General features: G+C 48.0%; 20 protein-coding genes. 7 read left to right on the top strand and 13 right to left on the bottom strand.

Translation table 11 applies throughout. From position 1 onward, the window contains the following. Window positions 1–131 precede the first annotated feature (131 nt). A complete protein-coding gene (locus tag B160_RS0123705; RefSeq protein ID WP_018630445.1) occupies window positions 132–1,622 on the top strand; it encodes a S41 family peptidase in 1,491 nt (496 codons plus the stop codon). 37 nt (window positions 1,623–1,659) lie between these two features. Here B160_RS0123705 and B160_RS0123700 read toward each other — a convergent pair whose 3' ends face one another. From B160_RS0123700 to B160_RS0123685, 4 genes are read right to left on the bottom strand one after another with little or no spacing between them, the layout of a single operon-like run. After that, window positions 1,660–2,292, bottom strand: a complete 633-nt coding sequence (locus tag B160_RS0123700) for a response regulator transcription factor (RefSeq protein WP_018630444.1) — start codon at window positions 2,290–2,292, stop codon at window positions 1,660–1,662. Then, window positions 2,282–3,091, bottom strand: coding sequence for a sensor histidine kinase (locus tag B160_RS0123695; protein WP_018630443.1), 810 nt, complete (start codon window positions 3,089–3,091; stop codon window positions 2,282–2,284). Before B160_RS0123695 ends, B160_RS0123700 begins: the two co-directional genes overlap by 11 nt. Further along, entirely contained in the window at window positions 3,073–3,717 is a 645-nt protein-coding gene (locus B160_RS0123690) for a hypothetical protein (RefSeq protein WP_018630442.1), read from the bottom strand. Before B160_RS0123690 ends, B160_RS0123695 begins: the two co-directional genes overlap by 19 nt. A gap of 28 nt (window positions 3,718–3,745) precedes the next feature. Beyond that, entirely contained in the window at window positions 3,746–4,453 is a 708-nt protein-coding gene (locus B160_RS0123685; RefSeq protein WP_018630441.1) for a hypothetical protein, read from the bottom strand. A gap of 628 nt (window positions 4,454–5,081) precedes the next feature. On the opposite strand from B160_RS0123685, the gene B160_RS31430 reads away from it, so the two are divergent. Both B160_RS31430 and B160_RS0123665 read left to right on the top strand, forming a co-directional pair. Further along, the gene (locus B160_RS31430) at window positions 5,082–5,783 is read left to right on the top strand and encodes a MerR family transcriptional regulator (RefSeq protein WP_018630438.1); all 702 of its coding nucleotides are present in this window, start codon (window positions 5,082–5,084) and stop codon (window positions 5,781–5,783) included. Between the two features lie 122 nt (window positions 5,784–5,905). After that, window positions 5,906–6,430: a thioredoxin family protein gene (locus B160_RS0123665; RefSeq protein ID WP_018630437.1), complete on the top strand. Its 525-nt coding sequence runs from the start codon at window positions 5,906–5,908 to the stop codon at window positions 6,428–6,430. Window positions 6,431–6,584: 154 nt separating this feature from the next. Here the strand turns inward: B160_RS0123665 and B160_RS0123660 are convergent, their stop codons facing one another. From B160_RS0123660 to B160_RS0123650, 3 genes are all read right to left on the bottom strand, one after another. Beyond that, complete coding sequence (locus B160_RS0123660) at window positions 6,585–7,691, bottom strand: mechanosensitive ion channel family protein (protein WP_018630436.1); 1,107 nt, start codon at window positions 7,689–7,691, stop codon at window positions 6,585–6,587. Between the two features lie 88 nt (window positions 7,692–7,779). Further along, window positions 7,780–8,589: a hypothetical protein gene (locus B160_RS0123655; protein WP_018630435.1), complete on the bottom strand. Its 810-nt coding sequence runs from the start codon at window positions 8,587–8,589 to the stop codon at window positions 7,780–7,782. Beyond that, on the bottom strand, window positions 8,586–9,434 hold the full coding sequence (locus B160_RS0123650; RefSeq protein ID WP_018630434.1) for a UDP-2,3-diacylglucosamine diphosphatase: 849 nt from the start codon (window positions 9,432–9,434) through the stop codon (window positions 8,586–8,588). Before B160_RS0123650 ends, B160_RS0123655 begins: the two co-directional genes overlap by 4 nt. A gap of 210 nt (window positions 9,435–9,644) precedes the next feature. Here B160_RS0123650 and B160_RS0123645 point away from each other — a divergent pair, with 210 nt between their 5' ends. Further along, window positions 9,645–11,168, top strand: a complete 1,524-nt coding sequence (locus B160_RS0123645; RefSeq protein WP_040680370.1) for a sulfatase family protein — start codon at window positions 9,645–9,647, stop codon at window positions 11,166–11,168. 86 nt (window positions 11,169–11,254) lie between these two features. Here the strand turns inward: B160_RS0123645 and B160_RS0123640 are convergent, their stop codons facing one another. The 4 genes from B160_RS0123640 to rsfS all read right to left on the bottom strand — a co-directional run bounded on the left by B160_RS0123640 (window position 11,255) and on the right by rsfS (window position 15,090). Then, window positions 11,255–11,671, bottom strand: coding sequence for a gamma-glutamylcyclotransferase family protein (locus B160_RS0123640; RefSeq protein ID WP_018630432.1), 417 nt, complete (start codon window positions 11,669–11,671; stop codon window positions 11,255–11,257). A gap of 9 nt (window positions 11,672–11,680) precedes the next feature. Then, window positions 11,681–12,322, bottom strand: a complete 642-nt coding sequence (locus B160_RS0123635) for a LutC/YkgG family protein (protein ID WP_018630431.1) — start codon at window positions 12,320–12,322, stop codon at window positions 11,681–11,683. A 221-nt stretch (window positions 12,323–12,543) separates the two neighbouring features. Continuing rightward, window positions 12,544–14,610: an ATP-dependent zinc metalloprotease FtsH gene (ftsH, locus tag B160_RS0123630; RefSeq protein ID WP_018630430.1), complete on the bottom strand. Its 2,067-nt coding sequence runs from the start codon at window positions 14,608–14,610 to the stop codon at window positions 12,544–12,546. A 75-nt stretch (window positions 14,611–14,685) separates the two neighbouring features. Further along, window positions 14,686–15,090: a ribosome silencing factor gene (rsfS, locus tag B160_RS0123625; RefSeq protein ID WP_018630429.1), complete on the bottom strand. Its 405-nt coding sequence runs from the start codon at window positions 15,088–15,090 to the stop codon at window positions 14,686–14,688. Between the two features lie 92 nt (window positions 15,091–15,182). Here rsfS and B160_RS0123620 point away from each other — a divergent pair, with 92 nt between their 5' ends. Together B160_RS0123620 and B160_RS0123615 are read left to right on the top strand one after the other, a co-directional pair. Next, a complete protein-coding gene (locus B160_RS0123620; protein ID WP_018630428.1) occupies window positions 15,183–15,962 on the top strand; it encodes a biotin--[acetyl-CoA-carboxylase] ligase in 780 nt (259 codons plus the stop codon). Between the two features lie 107 nt (window positions 15,963–16,069). Then, a complete protein-coding gene (locus B160_RS0123615; RefSeq protein ID WP_157558205.1) occupies window positions 16,070–16,825 on the top strand; it encodes a hypothetical protein in 756 nt (251 codons plus the stop codon). Here the strand turns inward: B160_RS0123615 and B160_RS0123610 are convergent. Beyond that, a complete protein-coding gene (locus B160_RS0123610) occupies window positions 16,822–17,163 on the bottom strand; it encodes a hypothetical protein (RefSeq protein ID WP_018630426.1) in 342 nt (113 codons plus the stop codon). The two genes, B160_RS0123615 and B160_RS0123610, sit on opposite strands and share 4 nt — an antisense overlap. Before the next feature lie 192 nt (window positions 17,164–17,355). On the opposite strand from B160_RS0123610, the gene B160_RS30005 reads away from it, so the two are divergent. Beyond that, the gene (locus B160_RS30005) at window positions 17,356–17,868 is read left to right on the top strand and encodes a Uma2 family endonuclease (RefSeq protein WP_051107233.1); all 513 of its coding nucleotides are present in this window, start codon (window positions 17,356–17,358) and stop codon (window positions 17,866–17,868) included. Between the two features lie 15 nt (window positions 17,869–17,883). Here the strand turns inward: B160_RS30005 and bcp are convergent, their stop codons facing one another. Then, window positions 17,884–18,351, bottom strand: coding sequence for a thioredoxin-dependent thiol peroxidase (bcp, locus tag B160_RS0123595; RefSeq protein ID WP_018630424.1), 468 nt, complete (start codon window positions 18,349–18,351; stop codon window positions 17,884–17,886). Between the last annotated feature and the right edge of the window lie 23 nt (window positions 18,352–18,374).

The raw sequence follows: 18,374 nt of genomic DNA, 5'->3' as shown, positions 1-18,374 counted from the left end.
CAAGACTTGCCGCCTCCCCGTATTGCCGGCCAAAAAAATGTCTTTAGCCGGCCCCCCAACGCACCCGGAGGATTCATTCAATAAATTTCAATGAATTCAACTATTTTTGATCTTTTAATAAACTATGTCTTATGACCACCTTATTGAGCAGGACTGCGCTGATTGCTGCCTTATTTTCCCTGGTACTGGTTGCCTGCCGGAAAAATGACAAACCTTCACCACCACCGGAACCCACGGTACCCAGTGTGAATGACTCCATGTATTTCCTTTTTAAGGATCAGTATTTATGGAATGATGTGATCCCCGATTCTGCAACCTTCAGGCCCAACAGCTATGCAAAAACGGAAGATATGTTTAACGCGCTGATCAGCTTTAAGAAGCAGGGCGGTGCAAACATGGATAAATACAGCTTCCTGGACGATGGGACGATTGCCGGGGAGATCGGAGGCGTTTCCGTAGGGTTTGGAATGGATGTGAATTACAATGAGCTCAATGACCTCCGGGTTGTATCCGTCTATCCCGGTTCGCCGGCTTACCAGCAGGGGATCCGCCGTTCCTGGCGGATCACAGCCATCAACGGGAACACGGATCTGGCCTATGACGGCGAACAGGTTCATGGTCCGGGAACTACGCTGAACAGGGTGATCAACGCCATCTATTACAGCAACAGCACCCAGCTGACCCTGCAAAAACCGGATGGCAGCTCGGTGCCCGTAAGTGTGGAATCAACCAGTTACGATATTAACCCCGTTTTATACAGCAATGTGCTCAATGTAGGAGGCAAAAAGATCGGATACCTCGTATTTAACCAGTTTATCAGGCTAAATAAGGCCCAGCCGTTCCTGGATCCGGTGTTTGACCATTTTATCAGCAGCGGCATTACGGACCTGGTAGTGGACCTGCGGTATAACGGCGGTGGCGCTGTGGAAACAGCGGAGTACCTGGCCAATCTTATTGCCCCCTTCTCCGTAGGAACGGATGCCAAGTTGATGTACTCGGATTATTTCAACGCCGATCTTTCTGCACACCGGTACAGTAATTATCTCAAATCGAGGATAGTACCGGGGTACGATTTCTCATGGGGCGATCTCTTTGACTCCTGGGTTGCGTACGCGGCCGTTCCCTTTAAAAAAGCAAAGACGCTCGATCTTTCCAGGGTGGCATTTATCGGCACCAGCCAAACGGCTTCAGCCAGCGAGCTGGTGATCAACGTGCTGAAACCCTATATGGAAGTAAAATTAGTGGGCGATGTTACTTATGGCAAACCGGTGGGTTTTGTAGGAATGCATATTGGGAAGTTTGATATGTATGCGGTTTCACTCTGGTCAAAAAATGCGGAAAATCCCCCCAATGGCGATTATTTTAACGGGATGATCCCCAACGATGCGGCTACAACAACGCCGGATGACCAATATGAAGATTATTCTAAGGACTGGGGTGACCTGGATGAAGTGTACCTGCGCCGGGCCTTGAAGATCATGGGAATTGCCCTGCCTTCTCCGCTCATGAGCCGGACCGCAATTGCAGCACCACGTAACAACCGGAAGCTCTTGCTGCGCAACCCCATGCCGGATATCCATTTTAAAGGGATGATCGAAACCCGGGAGAACCACAAAAAATAGAATATCGTTGCAGGATAAAAATAACTACAGGGTGGGTTTAGATCCACCCTTTTTTTACGGCCACCAAAACCAATCCCACCCGGTTCCGGACCTCCAGTTTGTCCATAATATTGGTGGCATAACTTTCTACCGTGCGGGCGCTTAAGAAAACAGAGGCGGCGATCTCTTTATAGGTAGCATCAGAACAAAGCCAGGGGATCAGCTCCCGCTCTTTCGGGCTCAGCTCCTGCTGGGTTACTTCTTTTTTGATATAGTCATTGGCCAGGGCCTTGCTTACTTTGGCATCGTAAAAGATGCCGTCTTTTACAATGGTGTTGAGGGCGTGGGCCAGCTCCTTTTGCTGAATACTTTTGAGCAGATAGCCTTTTGCCCCCGAGCGGATCATTTTGATGATCTTTTCATCATCGTCCTGCATGCTCAATGCCAGCACGATCACCTCCGGCTTGTTTTCTGTTAACCATTTGGCTACGGCATAACCGTCCATCACAGGCATCTGCACATCTAAAATGACCACGTCCGGGATATTTTTGGGATGCTGGAAACGTTCGGTCATTTCCTTACCGCTGCTGCAAACATACAGTACGTCAAAATTGGGGATGGAACTGATCATTGTCGACAGCGCCTGTGCGATCAGGACATGATCATCAACAATGACAATGCTATGCCTCATAGTTGGGTATTTTGTTTAAAGGTAAAGAAATGTGCAGTTGCGTACCCTTGCTGCTGCCCCATTGGAAGCTGGCACCGATGCTTTGTATTCTCCGTTCGATGGATTGCAACCCGCTGCCGCCGCTGATGCGGTAAGCAGCAGCCTCGTTCCAGTCGATGCCTTTGCCATTATCGGCACATGCAATCTGCAGGGCATCCTCCGTCAGGCTGATATGGATCTCTATGGCGGTGCCATCGCTGTGCTTTAAACTGTTCTGGATAAATTCCTGGCAGATGCGTACAATAGACAGGTTGATATGCTCGTTCAAAAAATCAAATGCCTCGCGGGGACTGGAAAAAAATGTCTGACGAAGCCCGCTTTCATGGATCCTGGCCAGTTCCTTTTCCAGGTAATGCACAAAACTGAAATCGGAAAAATTTTGGGTGGTCAGCATTTTACTGATGCTGCGCAGCTCGTTCAGCGACTCCTGGATCAGCACGTTCTGCGCCGCGATCCTTTTTTTTATATCCTCCATGTCATCGGATAACAGCGTGTTTTCCATTTGCAGATACGTTAGTGTGAGCTTTTGCCCGATAGTATCGTGTAGCTCGCTGCCGATATTCTGCATCAGTTTTTGCTGTACCTCCTGCCGCGTTTCCAGCAGTTCCTGTTTGTGCAGAATGGCATTGGCCTCCCGCTCTTTTTTATAGAGGATATTGCGCCGGCGGATGCTGATGATGATGAAATAGACCGCCATTACCAGCAGCAATACGGTTAAAATCACCGACAGGAAAAAAACGTTTATTTCTTTTTCGCCCATAGGAATCCAAAGGTTATGATGCCATATAAAAAATAATTAAAAGCAAAGAACAGGTAATAATAGATATAAAACAGCCGGGGGTAGGTATCAAACAGGTAAAACTTTGTAATGTTATAAGGAAGCGTCCCCAGGTAAAATAACAGGAGCCCGATGGAAACATACATGAACGGATCCCGGGTTACCTCCTCAATTTCCTCGCTGTTCATCAGTTCAAACAGGTAATGCAGGCTGCAGGCGGCAATGAAAATGGCTTCCAGCGTATAATTAAATGTATTGAACCGGTTGACATCGCTTACCAGGAACTGCAGCAGGGTTATAAAAAGGACCATGCTGATAAACCCTTTTATCGCATGTTTCCAGTAAACAAGTCCTGTTTTCCTGTAAAAGAACAGGAAGAGGCTGATGCATTGTACCGGAAGCATGCAGTTATACCAGGTATTGGTAAAGCCGATCAACGCGTTCGGGCGCAGGAAGATACGCGCAAAATACACAACCGTTTCTGCGGTTACCACGGAAGCCAGGAACACCACGATCAATGCGCCACTCCGGTTGCCCTTTTTCAAAAAAAACAATCCCGTTAAAAAACTGGCCCACTCTAAAAAGATCAGGATATAGAAGAATGTCATTTTAAGAGGGATTAAAGGAATCGGATCGCTACTCTACACCGGGAGGAGGGCATGCGCCGCCCTGGTTCAAACCCACGTCCACGCCGCTTGGAGGAGGCGCAAAAAAGCTCATGGTCATTACGGTTTTCCGGTTTTGTGCAGGCGCCAGCAAGGTATGGATGCGCTTTCCTTTTTCCAGGATCTCACCGGATGGAAGAAAATCGTGGTACACGGCTGTTTTCAGATCCTTGTAGGCCGGCACCAGGATGAGGGTATGCCGGCCCTTGAGACTGGCATAGTCCGCATTTTTTGGATCGAGGCCCGGATAAGCGGCATCATAGATCTTTATACCCAGCTCGGAGCTCGTTACCGGGGCGCCGTCTGGTTTTACCAGCTTACCGCTTTTTACCAGCCCGTCCATGGTGAATACCAGTTTTTTAATGCTGTCCAGCGAAAAAGTGGTCAGCCGGGAATCCCAGAACGTCTTTTGCATGCTGTCCGGCCTGTTGCCCAGGTACCGGTTGAGCCCTTCGGTGATGAACCGGTATTGAAATTCCCGGAATGTTTTGGTCATCTCCAGCGCTTTATCCATTTGCACATAGTTCAGCTTAATGTCCTTGGGATCAACGCTGCCTTCAGATACAAAGAACCGGGTATCATTACTGCCGGCTTCCCGCAGTTTCCGGTTTTCGAGGAACAGGTAGATCAGACCGGCAAGCATGACCAGGAACAGCAAAAAGGAAGGAAATCGTTTCATAACAAATGGTTTTAGTTTTTATTGTTTGGATGGCAGTATAAATCTATATTCAAATAATGACGATAAAAAATTAGTTTGAAAGATAATGCGCGGCCGGTTCATAAAGGGCTTGCTATCAATTACATGAAATATTTTTTTCTAAAAACAAACCTGGATCGGGATCCGTAAAAATACGGTAAACCACAAAGGGAAAATCCCCCTGAAATTGGGTATTTACTACATTGATTTACGCCCCGCAAAGGGGCATCTTTGTGTAGCAAATGTGGTAGAGAGCCGGAATAGCAATTCACTGAAGAAACCGTCCGGCAAATAATATTCGCAGTCATACATCACAAACAATAGAGACCGGTAATTTCCGGATTCTGAAGGGCACTGAAAATACACACCTGACTTATCAGAAATGCAATCGCCGCTAAACTCTAAAAACCCCGGAGGGTCGTCCCGCTTATCGGGATGGCCCTTTTTTTGATGGTAATAGGATATCAGGAAACGGAATCGATGTTGAGCATCCAAATACTTGGATATCCCTGTATTTAAGATTAAATTGCAATAGTGGTATTTTTTGTGATGCCTTAACATTTCATTGATTACTTTTATTTTTTGTTTATTTACCAGATTTGTACCACCCATGACAAAGACAGCACAACCCCAGGGAGCTTTTTCATTTCTGGATGAAGTGGAAAAGGTAGAGCCATTGCCCAAGCCAAAAAAGAACGTCCTGCGGCCTCCGGCGAATATCGAATTGGAAATGGCTGAAGAGGATCCCGCGGCGGAGACGGGTGCACAACCGGTACCGGAACAGGAAGTAACAGTAAAAACGGACGACATACAGGAGGTCCCTGTGGCCGTAGTAACTGAGGAGGAACCGGAGCAGGAAGATGAAGCAGATGGAGCGGAGCCGGCCGAAAAGGTGGCTGGTGCCCCGGAGCGCCGCCCTCCCGGTACCCGGGGCCGGAGATCGGTAAAAGAGAACAGTATTGCAGCAGACGCTGTAGAAATGCCGGATGAGGAACTCCTGTTCAAAAAGCACTATTACAGCATGGGCGAGGTGACCGCCATGTTCAAAGAAAGCCATTCGCTGATCCGTTACTGGGAGTCGGAGTTTGATATTCTGAAACCCAAAAAAAACGGGAAAGGCGACCGTTTTTTCCGTCCGCAGGACGTCAAAAACCTGTTCCTGATCTATGACCTGTTGCGGCGCAGGAAATTTACCATCGAAGGCGCTAAAGAATATTTAAGAAATAATAAAAAGGCGGATGAGAAATTTGCGGCCGTGCAATCGCTGCAGCGGATAAAAAGCTTCCTCCTGGAGCTGAAGGCCGGAATCTGATCATCGATGTATAAATGCGTACCGTCTTCCCAACTTCTTATGAATCCCGGAGCTTGTGATTCTTTTGTGGTACAACGCACTATCGGCGTTGCGCGTCTCTGTAAGATGAAATTGTCAAATGCATGAAAAAAGTAATTTTAGCAGGCGTGCTTTTGTGCGCAGCAGTAGTAACCCATGCCCAGCAGCAGTATGAAGTGATCGTGGATGACCACAACGGGAAGCAGCAGAAAATGTACCGGGGGCATATTACAGACAGTCTCTTAAGGGCAGATACGGCCTTTAAATGGTTTGCGGAAGGAGAAAAGGTATATGAGCCCCGCCCGGAGGTTGTAAAAACGATCAAACGGAATAAAGAAAAGATCTGGTTTAAGGTATTTATGGGCACCTGGTGCCCGGACTCCCACTACATCATTCCCCGTTTTTATAAATTACTGGAAGCAGCGGACTTTGATAAGGGCAAGGTCTCTCTTCTTGCAGTTGACCGCAGTAAGAAAGATAAAGGAAAAATTGCGGAAGGCCTGATGGTCACCAATGTGCCTACCATCATCGTTTATCATCATGATACGGAATTGGGCCGCGTGGTGGAGTATGGAGAAACGGGGAAATTTGATGTGGAGCTGGCAGCTATTATAAAAAAGGTGAAATAGATATATAAGCCCTGACACTTTCTGTCATAACTGCTGTTTAACTGCCGGGCCCCGTTTGCGGCGCGCTATCCGGATCTTCGATTGCCGCTGATTGATCGTTTTTGCTATCGATTAATCTGCGCATCTGCGGCTCATTACCTGTGGCAGTTGATCCTTAAACAGCCGGACCTTGCGGCTCGTCCCGGATGATCTTGACATCGCTCACGCTTTGGGCGGTGGTAATGTTCAGCGTTGCCATCAGCTCAAGGATCTTCAGTGTGCGGCCCTCCTTTATGCGGCTATGCTCTCTGAAATCCCCACCGGTAAAATACTCGCATTGGATAATGATTGCGTTGGCGGTAATGCCGGTAACAAAGGCAGATGATGAGATGATCCCCTCTCCACTTAAGATATTGCGGATGCCGCCCAGCAGTTGTTCAACCAGTTCGGGACCGGTTGCAGAGGGGATCTCCAGCTTCAGCGCTGCTCTGAACTGAAGGCGGTTTGAGAGGTTATCAAGAATGCTGTCCACCATTTGTTTATTGGGAACGGTGATATACGTTTTCGCATCTGAGCGGATGCGGGTGCTCCTCAGCCCTATTTTTTCTACAACTCCTGAAACAGCGTTCAGCTTTACCGCGTCTCCCGTGGAGAAAGGTTTGTCGAAAAAGATGATAAACGAAGCGATGAGATTTTCGAGGCTCTCTTTTAACGCCAGCGCTATGGCGGCGCCCACAATACTCAGGCCTGTAAGTAATCCTTTTACGTCGTACCCAAACGTGTACTTCAAAATAAAAAGCAGTCCGATCAACCCGATCAACACTTTGATCAGGTCTTTAAAAAAGAAGATCAGCTGATGACTGCCCGTGCCGCCAACCGGTTTGAGATAGGTACCCTGCACCATAAGCATCACAAAATCGATCAGCTTTAAAATGAACTGGAAAAAGGTAAAGATGATCAGGAACGTACCGGTCATCCGCAGCAGCTCCCGGAAAGTGATCTTGTACAGGCTGAATTCCAGCTCTGAAGGAAGCGTGAGCTTATCCAGGGCGGTTACGGTGATCAACACGGCAAAGAAGATCCCCAGCGGTTTTGCGGCCATTGACCGGAACGCAGGAAAGTCGATATTCTTCCACCGGATCTTCAGGACCTTGAAAATGACAAGGGCCAGGTAATGCGCAATGTACCGTTTAAACAGGATCACGATCAGGATGGTGGTACCTACGGCAACATAAGACCTTACTGAATTATTAAAATAGACCTGGTTTAAGAACTCGTTCATAGGACCAAAAATAAAAATTTAAACCGGGATTTGAAATTTCATCGGGGGATATGCATTGTTGCAGGGCGGCGGCGCGGAGCCAGGCTGCTCAATACCGGTAAGTGTAAACAGAGAGGCCTTCCCTGTCAAGGACATAGAGGAGACCGTCTTCAAAAATATATTGCCGTTTATTCTTCAGTCCTTCGGGGATGGGCCATTCTTCAAATTTCAGGGAATTGAGGGTATAACGGTAGAACCGCCCGGCATCATTTCCGTAAATGTATTTATCAGTAATGCGGAGGTTCTGCCAGTTTGTGATGGCTATTTTTCCTTTATAGGCGCCGTAATAATCAAAGGTATAAATGCCGCGGGCAGTATCATAGAGATAGATCAGCTTGTTCCGGTCGATGATCTGCTGAGGGGCAGGCGGGGCATTAAAGAGCTGGCGGAAGTCCGGCGTTTTTGACAGGATATTGCCTTTATCGTCGATTTTTTTGAGTACGCCCTCCATGTTGTCGTACAGCCATATTTTGCCGTCATAAGAAAGGCCCACTGCGTTTGCATTAAAGATCTGCTGCTGGCGGAGATCGATGATATTGACCGGCGTAAGCAGCCGGTCGAGCATTACAAGTGTTGCAAAATTCCTGTAATACAAAAGCACTCTTAAAGGATTGGATACATCCAGCATGGAGGCCGTGCCCAGTTTCTTTACATTGTTGTACACGGCTACAGAGTCTCCCTTTTCATCCAGTTTTTTCAGCTGGTTATTGGTGCTCAGCAGGTAGATGCTCTCCAGGTTATCCACGGCCACGGAGGTGTAGCTGCCCGGTATGGTCTTCAGCTTTTCGGTCGTTAGCTGGCCGTTTGCCATCACCGGCAGGCCTAAAACGCACAGCAGTATGAAAGATCGAAGGCTCATCCGCGAACTATTTTTTCTTCTTTGTTTAAATAGGAGATCAGCTGTACGTCCGTGCCATCGAAAACAGCGTAGGTAAAAAAGCTGATCCAGTCGCCCAGGTTGATGTAGCGGCTCGTTGCTGTAAGCCGGAAGTCGATGGGCAGGTGCCGGTGTCCGAAGATAAAAAAATCGTAATGCTGCTGCTGCAGTTGTTCTTTACAGTAGGTGATGAGCCATTCGCGATCGGCACCCAAAAATGTTTCTTCGGTGCTGCCGGTCTTTGCCCGGCTTTTGCGGCTCATATAATTGGCGGTGCCGATACCGACCATCGGAGGCAGGATCCCAAACAACCACTGGCAGACGGGATTCCGGAATATTTTTTTCAGCCGCTTGTAACCATGATCTCCCGGGCCCAATCCGTCCCCGTGGCCGATCAGGAAGCGTTTGCCGTTCCACTCAAATGCCCTGGGCTCAAAATAAACGGGCATTTTCAGCTCCCGCTGAAAATAATCTTTCATCCACATGTCATGATTGCCTACAAAAAAATGAAGCTGGATGCCCCTGTCGGCCAGTTCTGCCAGTTTTCCCAGGATGCGTACATATCCTTTGGGTACCACATGGCGGTATTCATACCAAAAGTCGAACATATCGCCTACAATAAAGATCTCCGCTGCCTGGTCCTTTATTTCATCCAGGAACCGGACCAGCAATTTTTCCCGCTGCAGGCTGGCTTCATAGGTGGGTACACCCAGGTGGAAATCAGAAAGAAAATAGATATGGTTCCCCGTTTGCAAATTGACATATGAATTTGAGCAAAGGTAGTTCTTAAACCGGAAAATAACAGCCTGACCGATAGACGGTTCCATGTTTACGGGGAAAACGGCCGGGTATGACCGGGCGGCCCGGGGGGTAAAATAATTGAATCATTGGTAAAGAAAAGTTGACGACCGTGCGTTTTTAGGTTCTATTTTTATAAAAGAAATTGTTCAGGCTTTTCCATATGCTGTGATCCGGAAAATTGAATGCACTTCGGCAGAAAATACATGATCTTCTTTAACAATTATAATCCAGGTTCAATGAATGTTTTCAACAGGTTGATGAAAAATGCTGCTGCACTGGTTTTAGTGCTGATAACCGCAGGAACGGCTGCTGCACAAAAGAAACATACGGCTCCCAATATCATCTATATCCTCGCCGACGACCTGGGAATTGGTGATGTGAAGCTGTATAATACGAACGGTAAGCTCCGTACGCCTAATATCGACCGGATCGGGCGGGAAGGAATGCGCTTTGACGATGTGCATTCATCGTCTGCAGTATGCACCCCTTCCCGCTACAGCATTGTAACCGGAAGATATGCCTGGCGCAGCCGCCTGGCAAAGGGGGTGCTCTATGGGTATGATAAACCGCTGATCGACTCTTCGCGTTTAACGGTGGCCCGTCTTTTACAGCAGAACGGCTATGCCACTGCCTGTATCGGTAAATGGCACCTGGGGCTGGGGTGGAAGGTGATCACGCCCGGTAAGGAACCGGTGATCGATTACAGCAGCCCCATTACCGGCGGTCCCAATGCGTTGGGCTTTGACTATTTTTACGGCATTGCCGCTTCGCTGGATATGCCGCCCTTTATCTTTATCGAAAACGATCATACCGTGGGGCAGCCTGCCACGGTTAAAAAATGGGGACGCAAAGGACCTGCTGCTGCCGACTTTGAGGCGGTCAACTGCCTGCCGGAGCTCACATCAAAAGCGGTGGCATACATTCGCGAAAAATCGCAGGAACAGCGCCCGTTCTTCCTGTATTTTACCCTGCCGTCGCCGCATACGCCCATTGTACCGTCTGCTGCATTTAAAGGAAAGAGCGGTGTAACGGAGTACGGGGATTATGTAATGGAAACAGACTGGGCTGTTGGCCAGTTGCTGAAAGCTGTTGATGAAGGAAAGATCGCAGAGAATACGATGATCGTATTTACCAGTGATAATGGATTTGCCCCGTATGTATTAAAAACATGGGATGTAGAAGCCCGGGGGCATTATCCGAGCATGCACTACAAAGGATATAAAGCGGATATATGGGAGGGCGGCCACCGCATTCCGTTTGTTGTAAAATGGCCCGGAAATGTGCCTCCGGGTTCAACCAGTGGCCATACGGTTTGCCTGAGCGATTTTATGGCTACGGTTGCAGGCATGCTTCATAAGCCATTGCCGGATAATGCAGCTGAAGACAGCTATAATATACTGCCCTATCTTACCGGGCAATCATCCGGGGAGATCCGGGAAGCGACCATTCATCATTCTATTGATGGCAATTTTGCCATCCGGCAGGGAAAATGGAAGCTGGAGCTTTGTCCCGGTTCCGGTGGATGGGCAAAACCGAGGAATGCGGAAGCGTTTAAACAGGGGTTACCTGTTGTGCAGCTGTATGACCTGGAGGCCGACATCGGGGAGCAGCACAATGTGCAGGCGGAGCACCCCGAAGTGGTAAAGCGGCTGATGGCACTGCTGCAGCAATATGTAAATGAGGGAAGGAGCACTCCCGGCAAGCGCCAGAAAAATGACACCTCCGTGGATCTCTGGAAGAAAGTATATGCTACAAAATAGGGCTTTAGCTGAAAGGGTGATGGTGTACCTGGTCAGGCGCTGCCAATTGGTAAGATAAATGACCGCTTTTTGACCGGCTCCAAAACCTATTTCCGGGTTTTCAGGTATTCCAGCACGTCCCCGGACTCGATTACGGGTTTGTCCTGTATGGAATGGTTGTACCAGTACACCCATGCATGGACCTGTTCCTGGTCATGATGGACGGCAGATAGTTCACGTCTGTAATCCGAAATCTCTCCGGCCTCGGGGTTCAGCCCTTCGTACCCGTCCAGCTGGGCAACAGCATAGGAGAGCTGGTTGCTGTTACGTATCCTGTAAAGCTCCCCGATGATTTTTCGACCGCTGTTATCCGGCAGGGCTGCGGGATAATCGCCCAGGTCATATAAGGTGCCGGGTACTGTTGCAGATCCCAGCAATTCAAAATAACGGGTAATATACTCGTACGCCGGACTTTTGAACCCGCTCAGTAAAGAGCCGTACACAAAAAGATAATTGCTTTGCATAAAAGGGTGTTATTCAGAGGTGTCATCAATTAAAAAAACGAATACTTCTTTTGGGCCATGCACCCCCACCACAAGCGTTTTCTCAATATCCGCTGTACGGCTGGGTCCGGTAGCAAAGGTGATCAGGGACGGAAGGGTATTTCCATAACGCTCCTTTATTCCTTCGAGTGCATCTTTTACGTCAAAGACCAGTTGGCTGGTATAAGCAATACAAACATGAACCGGCGCGTAAACGCTGGTTCTGCGGCCGCTTAATTGTGCAGCGCTCATAACAATGCTTCCGGTGCGCGCCACCAGGTATTCGCATCCGGTTATGGCTACATCGCAGCCGGCAAGGTCAGCCGGGTTGCTGCTGATGTCGAGCTGCTGACCGATCAGAACAGCCAGTTCGGGTTCCTGGCAATAGATCTTTTGCCAGCCCGTTTTAAAGAGGAGCGCATTGAACTGGCTTACCAGCTCTTTACGGCTCAGGCAAAAGGCAAATTGCCCCTGGAGCGTGGTAAAGCGTTCCGCAAATTCAATTTCAAGTTCCTGATGCAGTGGCTGAAAGACCAGTGATTGTCCCTCACTTTTGGGAAATGGGATGGGGGTAGGCTGGCTCAGCGCTTCCCGGATCTTTTTTAGTACGGTATCTTTTGAGGATCTGATCACTTTGCGAATTTAATCAATTAAGAAACGTAGCGGGGCGATTCCACTTACAATATTTTGGGATGCGATCCGCACCTGACCGCTGCGGGCAAAGGATAAGGGAGTAGAGAAAAAACGGTTTTTCCGGGCCCGGATGATCTGGCCGGTGTTACTGGGGGGTATAAAAAAAGAGCTGTTCCGCTCTTCAGGAACAACTCTTTTGATCAGGTGAATATCGTTCGGTATTAATTTGCCGTTGGGCTTGTTGGCGGCACACCGCCGGGAACCGGCTCGATCGGTACTACCGGCGGTTCATCTGCCAGCAGCTTCTTTTCCTCGAAGGGACGTTTGCCGATCAGGGTCTCCACATCTGCCTGGAACAATACTTCTTTTTCCAGGAGCGCCTTTGCAATGATCTCTACCTGCCCTTTCTTCTCCGTTAACAGCGCTACCGTTTTATCATAACATTCTGCTATGATGGCCCGGACTTCTTCGTCTATGAGCTTAGAAGTTTCTTCACTGTAAGGTTTGGTGAAAGATGTATCCTGGTGCGGATTGTAGAAGCTCACATTGCCCACTTTTTTGCTCATTCCATATACGGTAACCATCGAGTAGGCTATCTGGGTTACATTTTCCAGGTCGCTTCCGGCACCGGTAGATATCTTATCAAAGAATATCTGTTCACTTACCCGTCCGCCCAGTGCCATGCACATTCGGTGGATCAGGTCTTCGGTCCGGTACAGGTACTGTTCTTTGGGCGTGTATTGTGCATAGCCCAGCGCTGCGGTTCCTCTGGGTACAATGGTAACTTTCAGCAGGGGGTAGGCGTGTTCCAGGAACCAGCCGGCTACCGCATGGCCCGCTTCATGATAGGCGATCACCTCTTTTTCGTGAGGGGCAATGATCTTGTTTTTCTTCTCCAGTCCCCCGATCACCCGGTCGATCGCATCCTGGAAATCGGCCATATCCACCCCGCTTTTATTTTTACGGGCGGCGATCAGGGCGGCCTCATTGCAAACATTGGCGATATCGGCTCCCGCAAAACCGGGTGTTTGTTCTGCCAGCTTATGAATATCCAGGGATTCGGAGGTTTTGATCTCCTTCAAATGTACTTTAAAGATAGCTTCCCGGCCGGCAAGATCCGGCTGGTCGATGGTGATCTGCCGGTCGAAACGGCCCGGGCGCAGCAGCGCCGAATCCAGTACATCCGGACGGTTGGTGGCCGCCAGCACAATAATACCGGTATCGGTGCCAAAGCCATCCATTTCCACCAGCATCTGGTTCAAAGTACTTTCGCGCTCATCATTGCTCATCATCGCATTCTTACCACGGGCACGGCCAATGGCATCGATCTCATCAATAAAGATGATACAGGGCGCTTTCTCACGGGCCTGTTTGAAGAGGTCGCGCACGCGGCTGGCACCTACGCCTACAAACATTTCCACAAAATCGGATCCGCTCAGGCTGAAAAAGGGTACCTGTGCTTCGCCGGCCATAGCTTTTGCCAACAGGGTCTTACCGGTTCCGGGAGGGCCTACCAGCAGCGCTCCTTTGGGGATCTTTCCGCCCAGACTGGTGTATTTTTTGGGGTTTCTTAAAAAATCCACGATCTCCATTACCTCTACCTTGGCTTCATCCAGCCCGGCTACGTCGGCAAAAGTGATGTTCACACGGGTGCCTTTATCGAAAAGGGTGGCTTTTGATTTGCCGATATTGAAGATGCCGCCGGGCCCGGCACCACCGCCGGCACCGCCCCCCATCTTCCGCATCATCAGGATCCAGACCCCAATGAGCAGCAGGAACGGCAGGATAAAACTGATGGAACGGCCCAGGAAATCGCTGTCTTCATCCACATCCGCCTTGGGTTCTTTTGCATTCGGGTGATCTGTATAAAACTTAGACATATCTTCCTGGAAACTATCCCCGCTGGTGATCTTAAAAAACAGCTGGGGATCATTGGAAGCTCCAAGTGTGGATTTGGGGCTTACATGTTTCGCAAGGTCCGGGTATTTCTGAATGCTGTCCTTGTTTACCCATACACGCACTACATTCCGGTTATTAATGACCACGTATTTCTGAACATCTCCTTTTTCCACCATTTTTTTAAAGTCCTGGAAGGTGGTCTGGCTGCTGCTGGTGCCAAATGGGTCCAGGAATTGCAGGGCCAGCATAATGCCCAGGATGATAATAAATGCCCAATAGCTGCCAAACTTCACTTTCTTGGGTTCATTACCGCCTCCATTGCCCGAAGGCTTGGGTGAAAACGGATTATTCCGCTGCTTTTCTTGTCTGTTATAATTGTTTTGAGGCATGTTCTGTAATTATGATACTATAAGGCAAATTTTATAGAAATGTTTATGAGATGTATTATTTTTCTTCTTTTAAGATCACTCTTTGTGCTCTTTGGAACTGCTGTCGCTCCACATTTCTTCCAGGTTATAGAATTTGCGTTGTTCGGGCAGCATGATGTGGATCACGATATTTACGTAATCCATTAAAACCCATTGCAGTGTTTGCAACCCTTCCTGCTGGTACACCTTTTCCCCGGTAGCCTCCCGGACCCGGTATTCGATGTTGTCGGCAATCGATTTGATCTGGGGACCGCTGGTAGCTTCGCATATGATAAAAAAGTCAGATACCGCTTCCGTTATCTGCCTCAGATCCAATGAAACAATATTTTCACCCTTTTTTTCCTGGATGGCGGAAATGATCGTTTTGAAAATTTTAGAATTTCTTGTAAGCCTGGCTGTACCTGAAATTTTACGTTTCGTTAGCGATGCTAATGGTTCCAAATAGAAGAATTTATATTTTTTTAACCGGAATGTCCGTCTTTAAAAGGACAGAATTCCTAAACTTATTTTACTTTGTTCAAAAATAGCAAATATTGACGCAAAAAAAGGCAGATATCCCCCAATTTCCTATGGTCATTGAATTGCCGCAGGTAGACAGCACCAATAACTATGCCCTTAGCCAGATACGTGAAGGTTTGGCATATCATGGCATGGGGGTTTTTGCCCATGAGCAATTGGCGGGTAAAGGGCAGAGAGGTAAAAAGTGGGTTACTGCGCCGGGGCAAAACATTCATCTGAGCCTGATTATGGCGCCTAAAAGCCTGGAACTGGATCATTTATTTGCACTCAGTGCAATGATAGCAGTAGAAACCCGGGCCTTTTTAGCTGACCTGGCACCCGGCAACTGGTTTATAAAATGGCCCAATGATATTTATTTTCAAGACAGAAAGGCAGTTGGTATGCTGATCGAAAACATCATTACCGGACAGAAATGGAAATGGGCAGTAGCCGGTATCGGGGTCAACATTAACCAGGACCATTTTCCGGAGGAGCTGAAACAGGCGGTTTCGCTAAAGCAGGTAACCGGGAAAAGCTATGACTGCCTGAAACTGGCAAACGGACTGGCGGAACGGGTCTTTAAAAGACTGGCGGATTTTGAAGCCGGTCTGGAACGGTCCGTTGCGGTGACATTGGAGCAATACAACCGGTTTTTGTTTAAACGAGGCGAACAAACGGTTTTCCGGGATGAAGCAGGAACTATTTTCAATGCGGGGGTAAAAGCTGTAAATGCGGATGGTAAACTGCTTTTGGACGGAGCGCCCAGGCGGGTATATGAATATGGGGAATTGAGCTGGCTGTTGGATCGGAAATGAGTGCATGCATAATGAATACGGACGCGGAAGGTGCCTGCGTTTTTTAATGAGAAAAATAATATTTTTGGTGTTGGAAACCCATTGATCTGTAATAAAATGATTTTCTTTTGAAGCGACTACTACTGCTTATTTTGATGATGACACAGCTGTCTACAGGGTTTACGCAACAATACCGCCTTTCTGTAAACGGAGGAGGAAATGCCAGTTTTTTGCCGGCGTTTCAAAATAGTATGATAACCGCCAAACGCAACTCGTTGTTTGTTCCGGAGCTTAATGGCGTTAACGGCGATTTTATACGAGGAGGAAGTTATCATGCCAGGACAAAGGCGGGAGTTGGCTTTTATGTGGATGGCGCAGTTGACCGGCGTTTAAGGAATGACTGGGCCGTTTCGGTGTCGTTGGGGTTGAACCAGGTTGCGTTTACTTATGATACGGAGCAACCGGATAACAGCCCGATGATGAAACAGGCGCTGTCGGTTTTAGGCGATCTACGGTTGCTGTACCTGAATTCGAGGTGTTTAAACGTAACAAAACGATGGGGGCGGTTTGAAGCCCAGGCCGGCCCGGTGATCAGTTACCTTATTCATAAAAAATATACACGGAGTGTTTCCTTCCATGGAGAAGAAGAATCCGTAGCCGTAGCGTATGCGATTGGTGATGATAAGGGGGCGGCGCGAAAGTTTTTGGCCGGCGCGGATCTGGCGGTACATTACAGGGTGGTGCGTAACCTAAACATCGACCTGCGTGCGCAACGGTATTTTACACCGATATATCAGAAAGAGCAAACCGGCGAAGACCGTTATAAAAAAGGGAAACCCCTGCAATTATCGCTGGGATTCAATTACCGGCTTGCCGGGTTTTAAGCAATGTTGTTGTTTTGCTCATCCAATCCAAACCGTGCCAGTATCAATGGGTCCCGTTCCGCTGCCCGGGCCTCCTTTTCCAGCGGACAGTTATAGTAGCCATGCCTTATTGTTTGTATAAGGTACCGGAACAGGAAACCAAGTACGCCATATCGCTTATATTGCTCAATGTGCTTTAACTCATGCCGGACCCAGCGCTCATCGGCCAGGAAGGCCTCTTTTGTAACCCCGTACAGATGAATGGTATGCCCTACAACCATGGCTACATTTTTTGTCTTTAATTTCCGGACAGCCAACCGGGCAATAAATGTGTTTTCTTTGATACGGAAGTAGTTCATGATGCCTGTTCCTTACTTTTTTGTTAAGACAATTTGGGTCTTTGCAGCCCCTGTTTCATCCGGACTTATTTTCAAACAGAAGCGCTGCAATGTACCCGATCACAGAAAAGGGATTCCTTTTCTTCAAAAATACAGCAGAAACCCGGCTGCCGGAAAAGTTGTAAATTGCAGGTATGGAAGATCATATCTTAAATGAGCCTGCACCTGCTTACCAGAAAGCGTTTTATTCCATACCGGAATACCTGGAAATGGAGAGAGCGTCTTTGGAAAAACATGATGGGGCAGCTTTATATGGGCCTGCGAGGTCAAACCTGTCAGCCTTATGGCAGTGATATGCGGATCCATATTCCGGAAAACACCCTGTTTACCTACCCTGATATTTCCATTATCTGCGGAGATATTATTCATTCTCCGGAAGATGCGGATACAGCGATTGCTCCTACCATCCTCATTGAGATCCTTTCCCGGTCTGCAAAGGACTATGACCGGGGCGGAAAATTTAAGTTGTATCGGGATATTCCTGCCTTAAAAGAATACATCCTCATCGATTCGGAAAGCATCAATATAGAAGTGTTCCGGGTCAACGCTTCCGGGCACTGGGAACTGGAGGAATATAAAACGCAGAACGAAACCTTATTGATCAAAGCCGTTGATACCGCTATCGCGATCCATGAAATTTACGAAGGGACCAAATTAACGGTATAACCTGAGCCCCCGCCTTTATTTTTTCAGCTTGCTGATGATCTCCTCTGCATGTTTGGCGCTTTTGGGCTTGAGGAAGATCTTTTGAATGATTCCTTTTTCATCAATGACAAAAGTAGTGCGGTGCAGTCCCATGTATTTGTTGCCAAACATCTGCTTTTCGCCCCATACTCCGTATTGATCAATAATGGCATGCCTGGGGTCTGCGATGAGGGAGAACGGAAGAGAAAATTTCTTTTCAAATTTTTTATGCTTTGCCACATCATCCGGACTGATGCCGATGATCTGTAAGCCTTCTTTTTTTAGCAGGGCATAGTTATCGCGCAGGTTACAGGCCTGTAGGGTACAGGTAGGTGTATCATCTTCCGGATAAAAGTATAAGACTACTTTTTGTCCTTTAAAGTCTTTAAGCGAGATCTTCTTTCCATCCTGATCCGTACCGGTAAACACAGGAGCTTTGTCTCCTTCTTTCAAATGCGTTGCCATATTATTTTAACAGTTTTTGATCT

Source organism: Niabella aurantiaca DSM 17617, from assembly GCF_000374125.1.
GTDB lineage: Bacteria > Bacteroidota > Bacteroidia > Chitinophagales > Chitinophagaceae > Niabella > Niabella aurantiaca.
Note: the sequence above shows the minus strand (reverse complement) of the source record. Positions and strands in the feature narration are given on the sequence as shown.